The 16,183-nt window shown below is 56.1% G+C and carries 13 protein-coding genes; 10 read left to right on the top strand and 3 right to left on the bottom strand.

The features are described from left to right. Positions 1-19 precede the first annotated feature (19 nt). The 4 genes from H9I52_RS17190 (at position 20) to H9I52_RS17175 (ending at position 4,920) form a co-directional block, all read left to right on the top strand. The gene (locus H9I52_RS17190) at positions 20-304 is read left to right on the top strand and encodes a DUF4834 family protein (RefSeq protein WP_187454894.1); all 285 of its coding nucleotides are present in this window, start codon (positions 20-22) and stop codon (positions 302-304) included. 179 nt (positions 305-483) lie between these two features. Beyond that, positions 484-3,039, top strand: a complete 2,556-nt coding sequence (locus H9I52_RS17185; protein ID WP_187454893.1) for a YfhO family protein — start codon at positions 484-486, stop codon at positions 3,037-3,039. 89 nt (positions 3,040-3,128) lie between these two features. Continuing rightward, positions 3,129-4,079 carry a 1-aminocyclopropane-1-carboxylate deaminase/D-cysteine desulfhydrase gene (locus H9I52_RS17180; RefSeq protein WP_187454892.1) on the top strand — a complete coding sequence of 317 codons (951 nt, stop codon included), beginning with the start codon at positions 3,129-3,131 and terminating at the stop codon, positions 4,077-4,079. A gap of 211 nt (positions 4,080-4,290) precedes the next feature. Then, positions 4,291-4,920, top strand: coding sequence for a DUF4230 domain-containing protein (locus tag H9I52_RS17175; RefSeq protein WP_139514942.1), 630 nt, complete (start codon positions 4,291-4,293; stop codon positions 4,918-4,920). 24 nt (positions 4,921-4,944) lie between these two features. On the opposite strand, the gene H9I52_RS17170 is transcribed toward H9I52_RS17175, so the two are convergent. Beyond that, entirely contained in the window at positions 4,945-5,436 is a 492-nt protein-coding gene (locus H9I52_RS17170) for a regulatory protein RecX (RefSeq protein ID WP_139514941.1), read from the bottom strand. Between the two features lie 333 nt (positions 5,437-5,769). Between H9I52_RS17170 and H9I52_RS17165 the strand changes: the two genes are divergently transcribed. From H9I52_RS17165 to H9I52_RS17155, 3 genes are all read left to right on the top strand, one after another. Beyond that, the gene (locus tag H9I52_RS17165) at positions 5,770-6,516 is read left to right on the top strand and encodes a ferritin-like domain-containing protein (protein WP_187454891.1); all 747 of its coding nucleotides are present in this window, start codon (positions 5,770-5,772) and stop codon (positions 6,514-6,516) included. 48 nt (positions 6,517-6,564) lie between these two features. Continuing rightward, positions 6,565-7,464, top strand: coding sequence for a ferritin-like domain-containing protein (locus H9I52_RS17160; protein ID WP_187454890.1), 900 nt, complete (start codon positions 6,565-6,567; stop codon positions 7,462-7,464). Between the two features lie 302 nt (positions 7,465-7,766). Then, positions 7,767-10,397: a DUF5686 and carboxypeptidase regulatory-like domain-containing protein gene (locus tag H9I52_RS17155; RefSeq protein ID WP_187454889.1), complete on the top strand. Its 2,631-nt coding sequence runs from the start codon at positions 7,767-7,769 to the stop codon at positions 10,395-10,397. Positions 10,398-10,447: 50 nt separating this feature from the next. Here the strand turns inward: H9I52_RS17155 and H9I52_RS17150 are convergent, their stop codons facing one another. Continuing rightward, positions 10,448-11,350: an EamA family transporter gene (locus H9I52_RS17150; RefSeq protein WP_187454888.1), complete on the bottom strand. Its 903-nt coding sequence runs from the start codon at positions 11,348-11,350 to the stop codon at positions 10,448-10,450. Between the two features lie 93 nt (positions 11,351-11,443). On the opposite strand from H9I52_RS17150, the gene H9I52_RS17145 reads away from it, so the two are divergent. Together H9I52_RS17145 and H9I52_RS17140 are read left to right on the top strand one after the other, a co-directional pair. Continuing rightward, the gene (locus tag H9I52_RS17145; RefSeq protein ID WP_187454887.1) at positions 11,444-13,939 is read left to right on the top strand and encodes a bifunctional UDP-N-acetylmuramoyl-tripeptide:D-alanyl-D-alanine ligase/alanine racemase; all 2,496 of its coding nucleotides are present in this window, start codon (positions 11,444-11,446) and stop codon (positions 13,937-13,939) included. 121 nt (positions 13,940-14,060) lie between these two features. Next, complete coding sequence (locus tag H9I52_RS17140) at positions 14,061-14,681, top strand: OmpA family protein (protein ID WP_187454886.1); 621 nt, start codon at positions 14,061-14,063, stop codon at positions 14,679-14,681. Positions 14,682-14,809: 128 nt separating this feature from the next. Here H9I52_RS17140 and H9I52_RS17135 read toward each other — a convergent pair whose 3' ends face one another. Next, positions 14,810-15,709 carry a carboxypeptidase-like regulatory domain-containing protein gene (locus H9I52_RS17135; RefSeq protein ID WP_187454885.1) on the bottom strand — a complete coding sequence of 300 codons (900 nt, stop codon included), beginning with the start codon at positions 15,707-15,709 and terminating at the stop codon, positions 14,810-14,812. Positions 15,710-15,914: 205 nt separating this feature from the next. On the opposite strand from H9I52_RS17135, the gene H9I52_RS17130 reads away from it, so the two are divergent. Continuing rightward, a complete protein-coding gene (locus H9I52_RS17130; RefSeq protein ID WP_316248047.1) occupies positions 15,915-16,178 on the top strand; it encodes a FeoA family protein in 264 nt (87 codons plus the stop codon). Positions 16,179-16,183: the final 5 nt, after the last annotated feature.

Here is a 16,183-nt window from a genome sequence, read left to right as displayed (position 1 = left end):
CCACTTCGGACGTTCCTTAATGGTTAAGTTCATCCTGACGCTGCTCATCATTTCCTTTGTCGTACGCTACGTTGTACCCGTGGTGTTGCGTCTGTTGGTGGGGGCTTTTGTGCAGAAGCAAGCCCGCAAGTACGGGCAGCAATTTGGTGGTACGCCTTTCGAATCGCCCTTTACGCCTCCCACGGCCCCTCCGCCTTCTTCCCCAGGGGAGGTCCATGTAGATTACGTGCCACCCAAGCAAAAAAAATCAAAACCCACGGAGTTTAAAGGTGGGGAATACGTTGATTTTGAGGAGGTTAACTAACGCTTGAGTGGTTGCCTGCTATAGCACAGCGTAGCATAAACTCTCTTTTTAACCTGCTGCTGAGCCCAAAGCGCTGCTCCGAGCGGTAGGTTGCTGCAAATGAAATAAACAGGCTACCTTCGGGCTGCCTGGCCAGATCGGGGGATTTGGCGGGACCTATCCGATTCTTTTTACGCTTCATGACTACCGTTTCTTCCGGCAGCGTGCCACTGTGGCGACGGGTGTTGCCGCACCTGTTGGCCGTTGTATTTTTTCTGGCGCTGGCCGCTGTGTATTTCTCGCCGATCTTGTTTGAAGGCAAAACGCTGGCCCAGCACGATATCGTGCAGTTTAACGGCGGGGCGCACGAAGCTGCCCAATACCGCGAGGTAACCGGCCAAGAAGCCCTCTGGACAAACTCCATGTTCAGCGGCATGCCCACTTACATGATCAGTACCCGCTTCCCGGGCGACTTGTCGGTGTACTTGCACCAGATTTTCACGCTGCATCTGCCCGCGGTGGTGGCCAATTTGTTTTTGGCGCTGCTCTGTGGCTATGTGTTGTTTATCGCGCTGGGCGTGAGACCGTTAGTAGCCGTCGCCGGTGCCATCGCGTTGGGTTTTACCAGTTATAACCTGGTCATTCTGGCAGCCGGGCACAATACCAAGTCGTTGGCGCTGGCCTACGCACCGTTGGTGCTGGCGGGTTTGCTGGTCACGTTTCGGCGCAACCGTTGGTTGGGTGCGGCCTTGTTTGCATTGGGTCTGACGATGAACCTGCGTTCCAACCACGTTCAGATCACCTATTATCTGCTGCTGCTGGTGCTGGTGTTTGGCATCGTGGAACTTGTGTTTGCGGTGCGCGAAAAACGCACGGCTGCTTTCCTGAACCGCACAGCGTTACTGCTGGCGGCAAGCGTGTTGGCTGTCGGGGTGAGCTTTGGCCGCCTTTACGTTACGGCACAATACAGCAAGTATTCCAACCGCGGCAAGTCGGAACTGAAAACGCCATTGCCAACTGCGCCCAGCCAAGAAGCGCCAGCCCCTGCCGATGGTGAATCGGCCAGCACCGCCCACGATCGGGAGTACGCTTTCGGGTGGAGCTACGGTGTCGGCGAGACCATTACCTTGTTGATTCCCAACTACTTCGGTGGAGCTTCGCAAGCCAAGCTGAGTGAAAGCTCGGCTACGGGGCAAGCCCTTTCGCAGCTAGGAGTCCCGCCCGTACAGCTACGCGACTACCTGAGCCAATTGCCGCTTTATTGGGGCGATCAGCCGAGCACAAGCGGACCGGTGTATGTGGGCGCGGTTGTGTGCTTGCTGTTTGTGCTGGGCTTGTTTGTCGCCGATCGCCGCACGCGCATTTGGTTGCTGATCGGCACCATCCTGTCGATTGTGCTGGCCTGGGGCAAGAATTTCGAGTCGTTCAACGGCTTCATGTTTGATTACTTCCCCGGCTACGACAAGTTTCGGGCTGTGTCGATGGCACTCGTGATTGCGCAATTGGCCATGCCGCTGCTGGGCATCTTAGCCCTGTCTCGCGTCCTGCGCACACGCCCCGAAACAGCACCGCTACCGGCCGGTTCACATCCGGCATTGGCCCCGAAAGCAGTGGACACTGCCGAAACAGCCGATTTGAAGCGCAAACTGCTCTACGCCGTGGGCATCACGGCCGGCATCTGCATCCTGGCTTTCCTGTTTGGGTTAGGCGCTAATTTCGCTTCGCCTATCGACGCTCAGTTGCAGCAAAGTGGCTTCCCGCTAGATGCCTTGCGCCAAGACCGCGCAAGCCTGATGCGTACCGACGTGCTTCGCTCGTTGGTGTTCATTTTGATGGCGGGTGGCGTCCTGTACTTCTATTTGCAGCGCAAGCTGTCGGTGTCGCTGGCGGCTATGTTGGTAGCCGCCTTGACGTTGGTGGACCTCTGGACCGTGGACAAGCGCTACCTCAACGACAGCAACTTCCAGCGCGAAACCGTAGCCCAGCAGTTTGTACCGACCGCAGTCGATGAGCAAATTCTGCAGGACAAAGACCTGAGCTACCGCGTGCTGAATTTGCAAAACCCTTTCAGTGAGGCCAATACGTCGTACTTCCACAAGAGCATCGGGGGCTACAACGGCGCTAAGCTGCGCCGCTACCAAGACCTAATTGAGCGACAGATTTCCAATAACAATCCCGGCGTGCTCAACATGCTCAACATGCGTTACCTCATCACCGGCGATCCTAAGCAGCCTGTGCAACGCAACCCCGGCGCCCTGGGCAACGCTTGGTTTGTGAGCGAAGTACAGAAAGTGCAGAACCCCGACCAAGAAATTCAGGCGCTTACTAACCTCAACGTGGCTACTACGGCCGTCGTGGATGCCTCGAAATTCCCTCTCGACAAGACCACTTACAATGCGGCTGGCTCTACCATCCGCCTCACCAATTACTCGCCCAACGAACTGCGCTACGACGCCAATGCCGCGCAGGACGGCTTCGTGGTGTTCTCGGAAATTTATTACGCCGACGGCTGGAACGCCTACCTCGACGGCAAACCGGTGCCGCACCTGCGCGCCAACTACGTGCTCCGTGCCATGCCCGTGCCCGCTGGGCACCACATCATCGAGTTTAAGTTCGAGCCCAAGGCCTACGCCATCGGCAACACGGTATCGCTGGTTTCTTCCGTTCTCCTGATTCTGGCCCTGCTGGGGGCTTTGGTATATGCAATCCGGCAAAAGCCTGAGCCGGTAGTAGAAGAGCAGCAGTTGGTAGCGTAAGCAGCCCAGGCCGCGCGTCATTAACAGCCTCCATCGCCTGTCATCTTTCTCCTAAGATGACAGGCGATGGATTTTTATATTATTAGTAAATGATTGATAATGAGATAATTATACAAGATATTCTGGAGACGGTTGTCCAGCAAAAGGGCATCCGGCTGCTGCTGCTCCGCGATGATCTGCGCCACCCGGAGCTACCCGGCAACAAGTGGCGCAAGCTCAAATACAACCTGCTGGAGGCCCGCAAACAAGGCCACGACACGCTCCTGACATTCGGCGGGGCTTACTCCAATCACTTGGCCGCCGTCGCGGCGGCTGGGCATTTATACGGCTTCAATACTATTGGCGTGGTGCGTGGCGACGAGCTACAGCTGGCCCAGGATGATCAGCTAAATCCGACGCTGGCGCAGGCCGTGGCGCACGGCATGACCTTGCGCTACCTCGATCGTAACACGTACCGTCGCAAGCACGAAGCGGCAGTTCAGGCGGAGCTACTAGCGCAAACCGGCCCGGCGTACGTTGTGCCCGAAGGTGGTACCAATGCGCTGGCCCTGCGCGGCTGCGCTGAGCTGGTAACGGAATTAGCTGCCCACACGGCCTTTGATGCGTTGTGCGTGGCTTGTGGCACTGGGGGCACGTTGGCCGGTTTGCTCACGGGCCTTGCCGGCACGCGTCAGGCTGTGGGCATAGCAGCCTTGAAAGGCGGTGATTTCCTGCGCAACGATGTGAATGCTCTCACGCAACAGGTTGTTGGACAGCGTTATACCAACTGGGCATTGCAAACGGACTACCATTTTGGGGGCTACGCCAGCTTTTCGCCGCCGCTGTTGGCATTCATCCGTGAGTTTCAGCAGCGGCATGGCGTCCTACTCGATCCCCTATACACCAGCAAGCTATTGTTCGGGGTGCTCGACCTGATTGCGAAAGGCTATTTTGAGCCGGGCAGCACCGTGGTGGCCGTCCACACGGGCGGCTTGCAGGCGTGGGCCGGTTTTCGCCAGCGCTATGAGTCGCGCAGCACCTGGTGGCCGGAAATAGAATAGGTATCGATTGGATTAAAGCTACAAAACATTGTAAATCAATACCTTGTGCGTTTGCTTTAGTTGTTTCAGATCACGTTTATATCCGAAATACCAGTGGACAGGGATTTGATGGCGTACTGTGCATGGGCCGTTTGCATCCAAGCAAAAGTGACCCAAACCCAGTGCTTCCCGTACCTTGCCCGTAAAGTAGTGTCTTGTTCTGTTTGTGCTTATGCCTGTTGTTCGTTTGCTGCGCCGCTTGCTGCCGTTGGTTTTCCTAGTGGGGTTAGGTTGGTTTCTCTGGAAAAAAGTCCAGCCGGTGCTGCTGGACAATCCCCTCAATTCCGATCCGCGCATCACGGTCACGCACAACACCGTCCTGACCAAAGTCGAGGCCCTGGGCCGCATGGAGTTGGTGCGCTACAATTTCAAAGACGTGGTGGAGTACCGCAAAGGCACGTACCGTTTTCTGGAAGACGCAAAAGTGGCGCTTATCGTGGCGGGCGATGCCGTGGGTTGCCTCGATCTGCGCAAAGTGCGGGCGCAAGACGTGGTGTTTGAAGGCGACTCGGTAGTGCGCATTGCGCTGCCGCCCGCCGAACTGTGCAGCTGGCGCATCGACCACAGCCAAAGCAAAGTGTATAGCGTCGAAAATGGCCTGCTGCGCAACGCCGAGCTGGTAGATGAAGCCTACAAATACGCCGAAAAAAACGTGCGCCGCTCGGCCCTGCAATCCGGAATTCTGGCCCAAACCCAGCAGAATGCCCAGCAAATCCTAAGGCCTATGCTGGAAACCATGACTGGCCGGCGCGTCGTACTCGTGCAGCAAACGGCACCTCCGCAAGTACCGGGCAAAAGGTAAATATCTGTATATCAAATGCTTATATCAATCCTCGCTTTCCTTGCCTAAGTCGCTCAGTGCCATCTGAATCAGGTCCATTTCGTAGCCCTTCAGCATTAGGTACTGCATGAGCTTTTGCTTGCGTTTCTGCGGATGGCGCTCTTTTTCGAGGGCGTTTTTCTTTTCGAGCAGTGTCGTGAGGTTGGCGTAGTACTCGTCGCCGTCGATTTCCTTCAGGCCCGCTTTGATGCAGAAGTCCGAAATACCTTTCTGCTTGAGTTCCTGCGTAATGCGGCGCCGGCCCCATTTCTTCAACCGGTACCGACCCCGCACAAAACTCTTGGCGTACCGCTCTTCGTCGAGCAGCTTTTCGCGGCTCAACCGAATGATAATCTCGCCGGCTTCGTCCTCGTCGAGGCCGTAGCTGCGAAGCTTTTCTTCCACTTCTTTGTGGTTGCGCTCTTGGTAGGCGCAGAAGGCAGCGATCTTTTGCAGGGCCTCACCGGGCGTATAAAACTTTTTTTTCGGTTGATCCATTCGACTTAGCAGCCGGCTGATGAAGGGGCGCCGGCGTAGGTATATCCAATTAACGTTGTGGGTAGCCTAGGCGTTCGGGTTTGCAGGGTGCAAGTTGACAAAACGGAAGCCAGACCGCTGCAATCAAGCCCTGCGGTGCTGTTAATGCAAAGTTTATTGAAATATCTGTGGGTAGCAGGATAAATCCAAGCTTGTGCTCGTGTCGCAAAGTCCTGATATACTGTCGAATATGCTTAAGGTAATGCGTTAAATACGTATTTTATTCTTGTCTAAATCTGGTGACGAAAGCACTGCGTATGCTTTCTATCTTCCCACCATTTTATACAAAAAAATATGTCGAAACTACCATTACTAACCCCCGAATCCAATTCGGTAGAGGAGGGGCTGAACACGCCATTGCAGCGTCGCTCCTTTCTACGGTATACCGGGCTCGGAGTAGCCGCCACAAGCTTGGCGCTAACCGGCTGCAACGATGTGCTGGAAGAGATTTTTAAAAATCCGAAAGCCAACAAGAACGAGGTAAATGTCGGCTCCGGCGACTTCGGCATCCTCAACTATGCCTACGCCTTGGAGCAATTGGAAGCGGCTTTTTATGCGCAGGTAGTAGCCAGCCCATACTATGCCGGTGCTTCGGCGGCCGAGCGGCAAATTTTGCAAGATGTAGCCGCGCACGAAGTGGCGCACCGCGACTTCTTCAAAAAAGCCATTACGGCGCTGGGCGGCAGCCCAATCAAGGATCTGGAACCCGATTTTTCGGCGATTAATTTCTCCGACCGCACCAGTGTCCTGACCACGGCCAAGGCATTCGAAGATTTGGGTGTATCGGCTTATAACGGAGCCGGCAAACTCATCGCCAACCCCGATTACCTGACGCTGGCCGGCAAAATAGTGTCGGTAGAGGCCCGGCACGCCGCCCTGATTCGCGATTTGATCCAGAATGGCTCGTTTGTAGGCCCCGACGTGGTGGATTTCAGCACCGGCCTGGAGAAATCTAAGTCGCCTGCTGAGGTAGTAATAACGGCCAATGCCTTCCTCAAGAAAGGCTCGAAGCTCAACGTGAGCAACCTGCCCAAAGAATAAGCTGGCCCTGCTTCGCATTCATCCATCTATCGTCAAAATCTCTACTCCATGAATATTTTCAATCTTATCACCGAAATCGAAAAAGTCGATCCGGAAGTTTACGAGCGTCTCGATCAGCGCCGCGCCATCTTCAAGCATTTTGCTGGCTTCGGCAAGAAACTCGCCACCGCTGCCGTGCCGCTGGCCATGGGTTCCATGTTCCAGAAGGCCTACGGGCAGTCGTCGGGCCTGAGTGCGCAGATCAAAGAAGTGCTCAATTTCGCCCTCACCCTCGAATACCTCGAGGCTACCTTCTACAACCAAGGCCTGAGCGCCGCGGGCCTCCAATCGTCGCTGACGGGCCAGAGCCGCACCGACATTGAAACCATCCGCACCGACGAAAACAACCACGTTAAGTTCCTGAAGGCCGTGCTCGGCGCCGACGCCATCAAAGACCCAACGGCTTCTTTCGACTTTACCGGCTCGAAGGGTGGCGCCCGCGCAGCCCTGTTCCCCGACGTATTCTCAAATGTAAAAACGTTTTTGGCTGTGGCCCAGGCATTTGAGGATACCGGCGTGCGCGCCTACAAAGGCGGCGCGGCGCTGCTGATGAGCAACAACACCGTATTGGAGGCGGCCCTCAACATTCACTCGGTGGAGGCCCGCCACGCTTCGCATCTGCGCACCATGCGCCGCGGCGGCCCGCAAGCCCTGCCCAACAACGAGCAGGATTCGCCCGAAAGCTGGATCACGGGCGATGCCAACGGCGGGCCGGCGCCCGGCATTACCAACGGCATCTATGGCCCCGGCAACCCCGCCAGCAAGTACCCCAGCGAGGGCAACGTGGTGCAGGCCGGCATCAACATCGCTGCCAACAGCAACATCTCCACCAACAAAGCGTCCGAAGCCTTCGACGAGCCGCTGGACATGGCGACTGTGCTCTCGATTGCCAGCAACTTTATCAAATAAGGGCCTGCGGACTCTTTCCAGGTCACAAAAAAAGGACAGCCGCAAGGCTGTCCTTTTTTATTGGAAATGACCCCGAACTTATAAAGGCTGCATGTTGGTGCTGAAGATGGTAATGAAAGCACATTCTTTTCTGTGTAATTATTTGATGGTCAATATTTTGTGAATAATGAATCTAATCGTTGCGTAGTCGTGCTGCAAAAAGTGGGTTCTGCCAAGGATAAATTCCGCATTTGAAGCACGCGGAGGCAACCGTTCGGTTCTGGATTCTCTCTATCTTCACGAACACTGTGCATATATTCCGGATGGCTCGTTACTTGTTGCTGCTGACTTTTTTGGCAAGCGTCTTTGGGGCGCAGGCCGGCATTGTGCGAGGACGGATTACGGACACCAAAGGCGCCGCCCTGGCTTTCGCCAACGTGGCCGTGCGCAACACTTCTACCAGCACCGCCACCAACGAGCAAGGTAATTATCAGCTGCGCCTCAATCCGGGACAGTATGAACTTGTATTTCAATACGTTGGCTACAAGCCGCGCACCGAAACCATTCGGGTAGCCGGCGGTGATACGGCCACGGTCCTGAACGTCGTGCTCGAATCGGAAAACTACCGGCTGGGCGAAGTAGTCGTACGCGCTACCGACCGCGACCCTGCGTATCCCATTGTACAGCAAGCCATTAACTGGCGGCGTTACCACCAGCGCGAGGTGGCGGCTTTCAAGGCGCGGGTCTACATCAAAACGCTGGGCCGCTTCACCGATGTGCCCGGCAAGATTTTGGGCTTGGTGAAAGTAGGGCCGGACGTGAAGCCGGGTATTTTTTACCTCTCCGAGTCTTTGTCGGACATGACGTTTCGCCAGCCCAACGTGGTACAGGAGCGCATGCTGTCGTCGCGGGTGAGCGGCGATGCCAAGGGCATCAGCTTCAACCGGGCCAGTGCGGGCCGTGGCCTTAATTTCTACAACAACGTGCTGAAAAGCGGCTTTTCGGAGCGCGGCTTCGTGTCGCCGATTGCCGACGGCGCCATGCTGTTTTATAAATACGAGCTGCAAGGCAGTACGCAGCAGAACGGCTTGACCATCAATAAAATACGCGTGACGCCGCGCCGCCGCACCGATCCGGTATTTTCGGGTTACATCTACGTTGTGGAAGGTACGTGGCGTCTGCATTCCGTGTCGCTCGACCTGACGAAAGACGCCCAGCTCGACTACGTCGACAACATCCACATTGAGCAGCTTTTTGCGCCCGCGCCGGGCCCGTCGGATGTGTGGGTGATGCAGTCGCAGAAGATCACGATGGGCTTCGAAGCCTTTGGTTTTAAGGGCAATGGCTACGTGACGGCCGTGCTTTCCAACTACCAGGTAACGCCGACCTATCCTAATCGGCCCGCTCCCCAAACCGCGCCGCCCGCAGTCGCCAGTAAAGATGCCGAACCGGCGCCCGTTATGCGCGAGTCGGTAGCCGACGTGAAAAAGCAAAAGCCCGTGTTACGCGGCTTCGCCAAGCAAGTGAAGGAGCGCGTACGGCGCTCCGAACGCAGCGATTCGATCGGGGGCCTACCCGTGGAACGCATGCCGCGCGGGCAAGTAATGGTGGTGGAAAAAGGTGTAAATGAGCGCGATACCAGCTTTTGGTCGGAGGTGCGCCCCGTGCCGCTCACCGACGAGGAGAAAAAAGACTACCACCTAAAAGACAGCACTGAAGTCATCCGCAGCTCCCGCCCGTATCAGGATTCCCTGGATCGCAAGCGTAATGAGCCCGAACCCATGAAGTTTCTGGTGACGGGCTACACGTATCGCAACACGTTCAAGAAGTGGCAATTCTCCGTTGCGCCTGTTTTCAACATTCTGCAATACAACACGGTAGAAGGCGCGGTGGTCAATGCGCAGGCTACCTATACGCAGAACACCGACGACCGTCGCTCCTTTTCGCTGACGCCTGCGGTGCGCTACGGTTTCGCCAACAAGCTGCTCAGCCCGAGCGTGGAGGCCGTATGGCAACACGACCCCGTAAAATTGGCGCGCCTTGGCGTGGGCGTGGGCCAAACCATCGAAAATTTCGATCTCAACTCGCAGCTTACGCCTTTTATCAATACCCAGTACACGCTGTTTCGCAACCGCAATTACGCCAAATACTACCGGCGCCTCGGCGGCGACATTAGCTACACTACCGAACTGCTCAACGGCCTGACGGTGCGCACGGCGCTTAGCTACTACGACCGCCGCGAGCTGCAAAATGCTACTATTGACCTTATTAAGGATGTGGCCGGCCGGGCCTTCACCCCCAATCGGCCAGTAAGTGCGGAGCTGCCTAACACTAGCTTCGCCCGCAACCAAGCCCTCACAGCCGAGCTTACCTTATCGTATAGGCCTGGGCAGCGCTACATTACGCGGCCCGATGGCAAGCTCAATTTTGGCTCGAAATGGCCAACGTTCCGATTCACGTATCTGCAAGGGATTCAGGCACTTGGCTCCGATGTGCGTTACACCCGGTTAGGCGTGGGCGTTAGCCAATCTGTGAACATGGGCCTGCTTGGAACGAGCAGCTATAACGTAATGACGGGCGCTTACCTCGGCACTCCAAGGCTCTACTTCATGGATTACCGGCACTTTTCCGGCAACCAAACGGCGTTTGCTAGCAATTTCGCCCAATTTCAATTGCTTGACTACTACTTATATAGCACAAGAGACCGCTACTTGGAAGCGCATTACAACCACCATTTCAACGGCTTCTTCCTGAACAAAATCCCGCTGATGCGCCGGCTTAAGTGGCAGGAAGTAGCGTCGGTCAATTACTTGCGCACGCCGAGCTCCGGCAATTATGTTGAGCTGGGTGTAGGCGTCGAGCACGTCCTGAAAGTGCTGCGCGTCGACTTTTACACGGCGCTGCAATCCGGCAATCGGCAAGCCAATGGGCTGCGGATCGGGCTGGGTTTTTAAGAGCGTTCTACGATTTGCCTGCGATCCAGCACCGAAACGTTTAGGTGTCTCTATGCCGGTTGGCGCACGCGCGTCGGTAGCTGCACATTGTACAGCACCACCGAAAGCAGGATTACGCCATACGTCACCAGCTGAAGCACCTGGGCTTGCTCGCCGTAGTAGGTGAATGCCAGCACAAAGCTGACCAACGGGTTCACGTACATCATGATGCCTACCGTGCCGGATGGTAACTCATTGAGGGCGTAGAGGTTGAGAAACAGCGGTATGACCGTAAAGCCCACGCTCAGAACAGCCGCCATCAACAGCAGGTGCGAATCGGCAAAGCCGGCCGCCGGATCGGCACCGAGCAACGGAGCGATGGGCAGGACCACCGCAGCGGCCAAGATCAGCTGCACCGTTAGCAGCACGAGGCGGTCGTAGCCTTGCAGGCCGCGCTGCGTGATGAGGTAAAGGGCATACGTAAGCGCGACAGCCAAGCTCAGCAGCAGCGTCCGGGCTTCGCCGGAGCCGAGCAGCGCGCAGCTCATTAGGCTAAGGCCGATGGCCAGCCACTGGTTAAGCCGCAGTTGTTCGCGCAGCACCACAAAGCCGAGCAGCGCCGTCAGGATGGGGCAAATCAGGTACGCAAACGAGCCGGCCTGCACGCTCACCTGGTTGATGACGTAGATGAACAAGAGCCAGTTGGCCGTCAGCAAAAAGCCGCCGAATACGGTGCTGACGGCTACGCCCCGGCGCTCGGCCCGCGAGGCGGCAAGTAGTTGGCGCCAAACCGTTTGCACGGCTTCGCGCCGGAAGAACGCATGTATGAGTAGTAAAATGCTCAGCGACAATAAGATACGGAAGAACAAAATCTGGCCGCTGGCATAGCTGCTGAGCAGGCGCAAAGGCAGCGGGAAGAAGCCCCAGATCAGGAAGGCGCTGAAAGCCGCGAGGTGGTAACGAGAGAATTTCACAGAGAAAAGCAAAGAGGCCGCAAAGGTACGGCATTGCTCTTCGCAAACGGGCCTCTGCCGTGGTTATAGCGGCAAGCGTACCTTTGCATCACTATGTTGAGTTTCGCCGATCTGCCCGCCCTGACTCGCGGTATTCTACTCCAATCGCCGGCTGCCCCGGCGGCGCCCGTCCAACACCTGCTGCTCGATAGTCGGCGCGTGGGGCAGCCGGCCGGCACGGTGTTTTTTGCGTTGCGCGGCGCCCAGCACAACGGGCACCGCTACCTCACCGACCTGTATCAGCGCGGCGTGCGGCTATTTGTCGTCGATCGGGAAGCTGAGATTCCGGGTGGCGTAGCGACGTTTCCGCAGGCAGGCTTTGTACGGGTTGAGGATAGCTTGGTGGCGCTACAGGCAGTAGCGGCGCAGCACCGTCGGCAGTTCCGTATTCCCGTGTTTGGCATCACCGGCTCCAATGGCAAAACCATTGTAAAAGAGTGGCTTGCGCAACTGCTAAGCCCCGACGAGCTAATCTGCAAAAGCCCGCGCAGCTACAACTCGCAAGTGGGCGTGCCCCTCTCGGTGTGGGAGCTGAACCCAACGCATACATTGGGCATTTTCGAGGCTGGAATTTCGGAGCGCGGCGAGATGGAACGGCTGGCCCGCGTCATACAACCTACGCTAGGCATTTTTACCAACCTGGGCACTGCTCACGACGCGGGGTTTGCTTCGGCTGCCGAAAAAGTTGGCGAAAAGATGCGCCTTTTCGAGAAGGTGGACACGCTCTTTTATTGCCGCGATCACGAAGCCGTACATATTGCTGCTCAGCAACTTACCGATCCGCGCCGGTTTACTTGGAGCCGCAATCATCATTACGATACCAACGTGGCCGTGACGGTAGCCGAAGCTTCCGCCGACCGTACGGTGGTGCGCGTAAGCGTTGCGCATCCTGTGTTGCAGGAGCACATGCTGACGCTGCCTTTCGCCGACGAGCCTTCCCTTGAGAATGCCTTGCACGGCGTAGCCGTGTTGCTATGGCGGCAAGTGCCCCCTGCCGAAATTCAGCGCCGCCTCGACCGCTTACAACCCGTAGCGATGCGTCTGGAAATGAAGCAGGCCGTCAACGACTGCTACGTGCTCGACGATACATACAACAATGATCTGGCGGGACTTACGCTGGCCCTCGACGTGTTGGCGCGGCAACCGCGCCGTGGCCGCCGCACGCTCATTCTCTCCGACGTACTCGAATCGGGTCTGCCGTCGGCTGAGTTGTATACCCGGGTGAATGCGCAGCTCACGGTACACGGAGTAGAGCGTTTGATTGGCATCGGGCCCGAAATCAGCCAGCATCGGGCGCTGTTTGGGGCCGCTGAAGCCACTTTTTACGACAGCACCGAAGCATTTCTGGCCAGCTTTCGCCCCGATGATTTTCGCCACGAAACCATTTTGGTGAAAGGGGCACGCCGCTATGGTTTTGAGCGCATCGTGGCAGCTTTTCAGCAGAAAATCCACGGCACAATGCTGGAAGTAGACCTCGATGCGCTGGTGCACAACCTCAACTTCTACCGCGCACGGCTGCAAGCTGGTACCAAGCTCATGGTGATGGTAAAGGCATTTGCCTATGGCAGTGGGAGTTATGAGGTGGCCAACCTGTTGCAATTTCACCGAGCCGACTACTTAGCCGTGGCCTACGCCGACGAAGGCGTGGATCTGCGCCAGCACGGCATCAGCCTGCCCATCATGGTGATGAATCCGTCGCCGGACAGCTTTCAGAAGCTGCGGCAATACCATCTGGAGCCCGAAATCTATTCGTTTGAGCGGCTTCAGGATTACCTGAGCATCGCCCGCGAATACCCGATGCCCGCTATTCACCTCAAGCTCGACACCGGCATGCGCCGCCTGGGTTTTGCCGAAGAAGACGTGCCCGCGCTGTGCAATGTGCTGCGCGAAAACGCTGCTTACGTGCGCGTCGCCAGCGCCCTTACGCACTTAGCCGGTGCCGACGAAGAGCAGCACAACGACTTCTCGCTTCAGCAGCTGGCGGCTTTCCAGCGGATGACCCCACAGGTAGAATCCGCTTTGGGCTATCGCATTGTAAAACACGCACTTAACTCAGCTGGAATTTTGCGCTTCCCCGAGGCGCATTTCGACATGGTGCGGCTAGGCATTGGGCTATATGGCGTGGAAGCGAGCGGGCAGGAACAGAACGCCTTACGACCCGTGAGCAGCCTGCAGACCACCATTTCGCAGATAAAAACCCTCGCTCCCGGCCAAACGGTCGGTTACGGGCGGCGCGGCATTGCTGCTGACTACGAGCGGCGCATTGCCACGCTGGCCATTGGCTATGCCGATGGCTACGATCGGCGGTTTGGCAATGGGGTAGGTGAGGTAATGATTCGGGGGCAGCGGGCGCCGCTGGTGGGCAATGTCTGCATGGATATGTGCATGGTTGACGTGACGCACATTCCGCTGGCGCAGGCCAGCGATACGGCGATAATCTTTGGCGCAGCGTTGCCTCTAACGGAGTTGGCCCGGCGCATCGGCACCATTCCGTATGAGCTACTTACCAATGTCAGCGAACGCGTAAAGCGCGTTTTCTTCGCCGAGTAAACGTCGCGATTTGAAGGTACAGGCGGGCCGGCAAGCGAACAGTCGGCTCACCGGAGATTAACCATTGACCGCGCAGTGCGTAACCATTGCGATTGTTTTTCTCCACCCTATGCCTTTTATCATGAAAAATTCCCTGCTTTCCGTAGTGGCTCTTGCTGGTCTGCTCGCCTCGTGTGACAACCTGAAAAAGCCCGAAACCAAAGACCAACTCAGCGAAGCCACCGCCGACACGGCGGTGGTAGCCCGCACAGGTGAGAGTGCCGGCGCTGCCACCGACAGTGCCGGCTCCAAAATGAGCAACGCTTGGGAAGTGACCAAAGCCAAGCTCTCGAATGTGAAGTTTCCGGAAGTAAACCTGCCCGATGTTTCGGTGCGCGGCAATGACGAGTACAGCGTGTATGGCGTCGACGAAAAAGTGCTGTTCGATACCGACAAGGCGACCATCAAGCCCAGCGCGTCCAAAGCTTTGCAGCAGATTTCTGCCTCCATCGGGCAGCGCTACAAGGCCAATGAAGTGCGCGTGATGGGTTTTGCCGATTCTCGCGGTGATAAGAGCTATAACAAAGAGCTAAGCGAGCAACGCGCCGAAGCAGTAAAGAATTGGCTCGTGCAAAATGGCAAACTCGACAACGCCCGCGTAAGCGTCGAGCCGATGGGCGAATCGAACCCCGTGGCTAGCAACGCTACTGCCAGCGGTCGTCAGGAAAACCGCCGCGTAGAAATTGCGGTACGCACCAAATAAGTCTTTTACATAAGTATTTGACAGTCAAACACTTGTGTAAAAGACAGGAAAATAAAAAAGCCCGCTTTGTAGCGGGCTTTTTTGAACTAGGCTTCCAACAAACACAGCCTATCAGCACATACTGAAACCTAGTCCTTTATCATATCTACTTCGGCCCGAATCATAGCGTTGTAGCGCAAACCATTGTTGGCGAGCGTAATCAGGCTCCAACCCCGACCGATGGTGTAGTTCCAGGTGCGGCTTTCTTTGAATTCGAAAGTCGGACGCAGAATCTGCCCGTAGGGCGTGTAAGTGTCCATGAAGTTGGTGGTGTAAAACTTGTCGCCGCTCACGATCCACTCCATCGCCACGAAGAAGCCTTCTTCGGGAGCCGTAATGTTGTACTGCGTCAGATCGACGGTGTACCATTCGCCGCCTTTGGCTGCCGATACCACCACGTTGTCCATGAGCAAGTCGGTGTTGGGCGAGTTGTAGTTGCCATCGGCCTTATACAACCGCACGCGGAAAGGCTCCCGCGGAAAACCGTTTTCGCCGATGTAGAACGACACCGTACGCACGTTACCCAGCTTTTTGCCCTTGTCGTTCTTCACGAAAAATGCGTATTGGCTGCCGGGCATGCCCTGAATCATGCCTTCGCCGGGTGTATTGGACTTAGCCCCGAGAGCCAGATCTTTTACTTTACCGCCTTTTACCGTTACCTCGCCCAGAACGATCTGACGCTTAGGTACTTCGATGATCAGGTCGGTCATGTTGGCGCCTTTCTTCACCAACACTGCTTTGCGCTCGTAGCCCAAGGCCATGATGATCAGAGAGTCCTGCGCGCTTTTTTCGGGCGCGGCAATCTGAAAGAAGCCGTACTCGTTGGTCAGAGCGCCGGTTTGTTCTTCCCGAAGACCTATGGAAGCAAATGGAATCGGCTCCTTCGTCTTCTGATCGACGATGCGACCAGAAATTTTGGTGGCCTGAGCAAAACTCAGCACCGGAATCAGCAAGGCAAAAGCAACAAGTGAGAGTAATCGTTTGAGCATAGCTTGACAGTTATTATATGTCAAAACTACAATGAATTGCCTGATAATCTGCAAGTCTTCTGAGAATATTTATAAATGTGCAATTTGATTTTGGAATAATGATAAGGCGCCCGGCACGCATAAGCAGCGCTCGAACTTAAGTGTTGGCTGAAACCTAAATGGGTGGTACCTTTGTTTAAAGAGAATCTAAATAACAGCTACCGCCGTGTCCGCTCGTCCCACACCCGCCAAGTCCGTCGCGCCTCGCAGCGTAAAAGATCTTAGTCTCGGCGAAAGCGGGACAATTTGCTGCCTCAAAGATCCTGAAATGGCGCTCAAGCTATTGGAGATGGGCTGCATTCCGGGCACTACGGTGCGCCTCAACAGCCGGGCTCCCCTCGGTTGCCCCATTACATTAGTACTTGGTGATGAGGATTATACCCTGTCGTTGCGGGTAAACGAGGCCGCAACCATCATGTTGAAGGAGTAGCTTGA

Source organism: Hymenobacter sp. BT491 (genome assembly GCF_014349165.1).
Taxonomy (GTDB): domain Bacteria; phylum Bacteroidota; class Bacteroidia; order Cytophagales; family Hymenobacteraceae; genus Hymenobacter; species Hymenobacter jejuensis.
The sequence above is the reverse complement of the archived record's forward strand: the minus strand, read 5'-3'. Positions and strand labels throughout refer to the sequence as shown.

Coding starts and splice junctions, on each gene's coding strand:
- H9I52_RS17190 (WP_187454894.1), top strand. CDS start 20: ATGGTTAAGTTCATCCTGACGCTGCTCATCATTTCCTTTGTCGTACGC.
- H9I52_RS17185 (WP_187454893.1), top strand. CDS start 484: ATGACTACCGTTTCTTCCGGCAGCGTGCCACTGTGGCGACGGGTGTTG.
- H9I52_RS17180 (WP_187454892.1), top strand. CDS start 3,129: ATGATTGATAATGAGATAATTATACAAGATATTCTGGAGACGGTTGTC.
- H9I52_RS17175 (WP_139514942.1), top strand. CDS start 4,291: ATGCCTGTTGTTCGTTTGCTGCGCCGCTTGCTGCCGTTGGTTTTCCTA.
- H9I52_RS17170 (WP_139514941.1), bottom strand. CDS start 5,436: ATGGATCAACCGAAAAAAAAGTTTTATACGCCCGGTGAGGCCCTGCAA.
- H9I52_RS17165 (WP_187454891.1), top strand. CDS start 5,770: ATGTCGAAACTACCATTACTAACCCCCGAATCCAATTCGGTAGAGGAG.
- H9I52_RS17160 (WP_187454890.1), top strand. CDS start 6,565: ATGAATATTTTCAATCTTATCACCGAAATCGAAAAAGTCGATCCGGAA.
- H9I52_RS17155 (WP_187454889.1), top strand. CDS start 7,767: ATGGCTCGTTACTTGTTGCTGCTGACTTTTTTGGCAAGCGTCTTTGGG.
- H9I52_RS17145 (WP_187454887.1), top strand. CDS start 11,444: ATGTTGAGTTTCGCCGATCTGCCCGCCCTGACTCGCGGTATTCTACTC.
- H9I52_RS17140 (WP_187454886.1), top strand. CDS start 14,061: ATGAAAAATTCCCTGCTTTCCGTAGTGGCTCTTGCTGGTCTGCTCGCC.
- H9I52_RS17135 (WP_187454885.1), bottom strand. CDS start 15,709: ATGCTCAAACGATTACTCTCACTTGTTGCTTTTGCCTTGCTGATTCCG.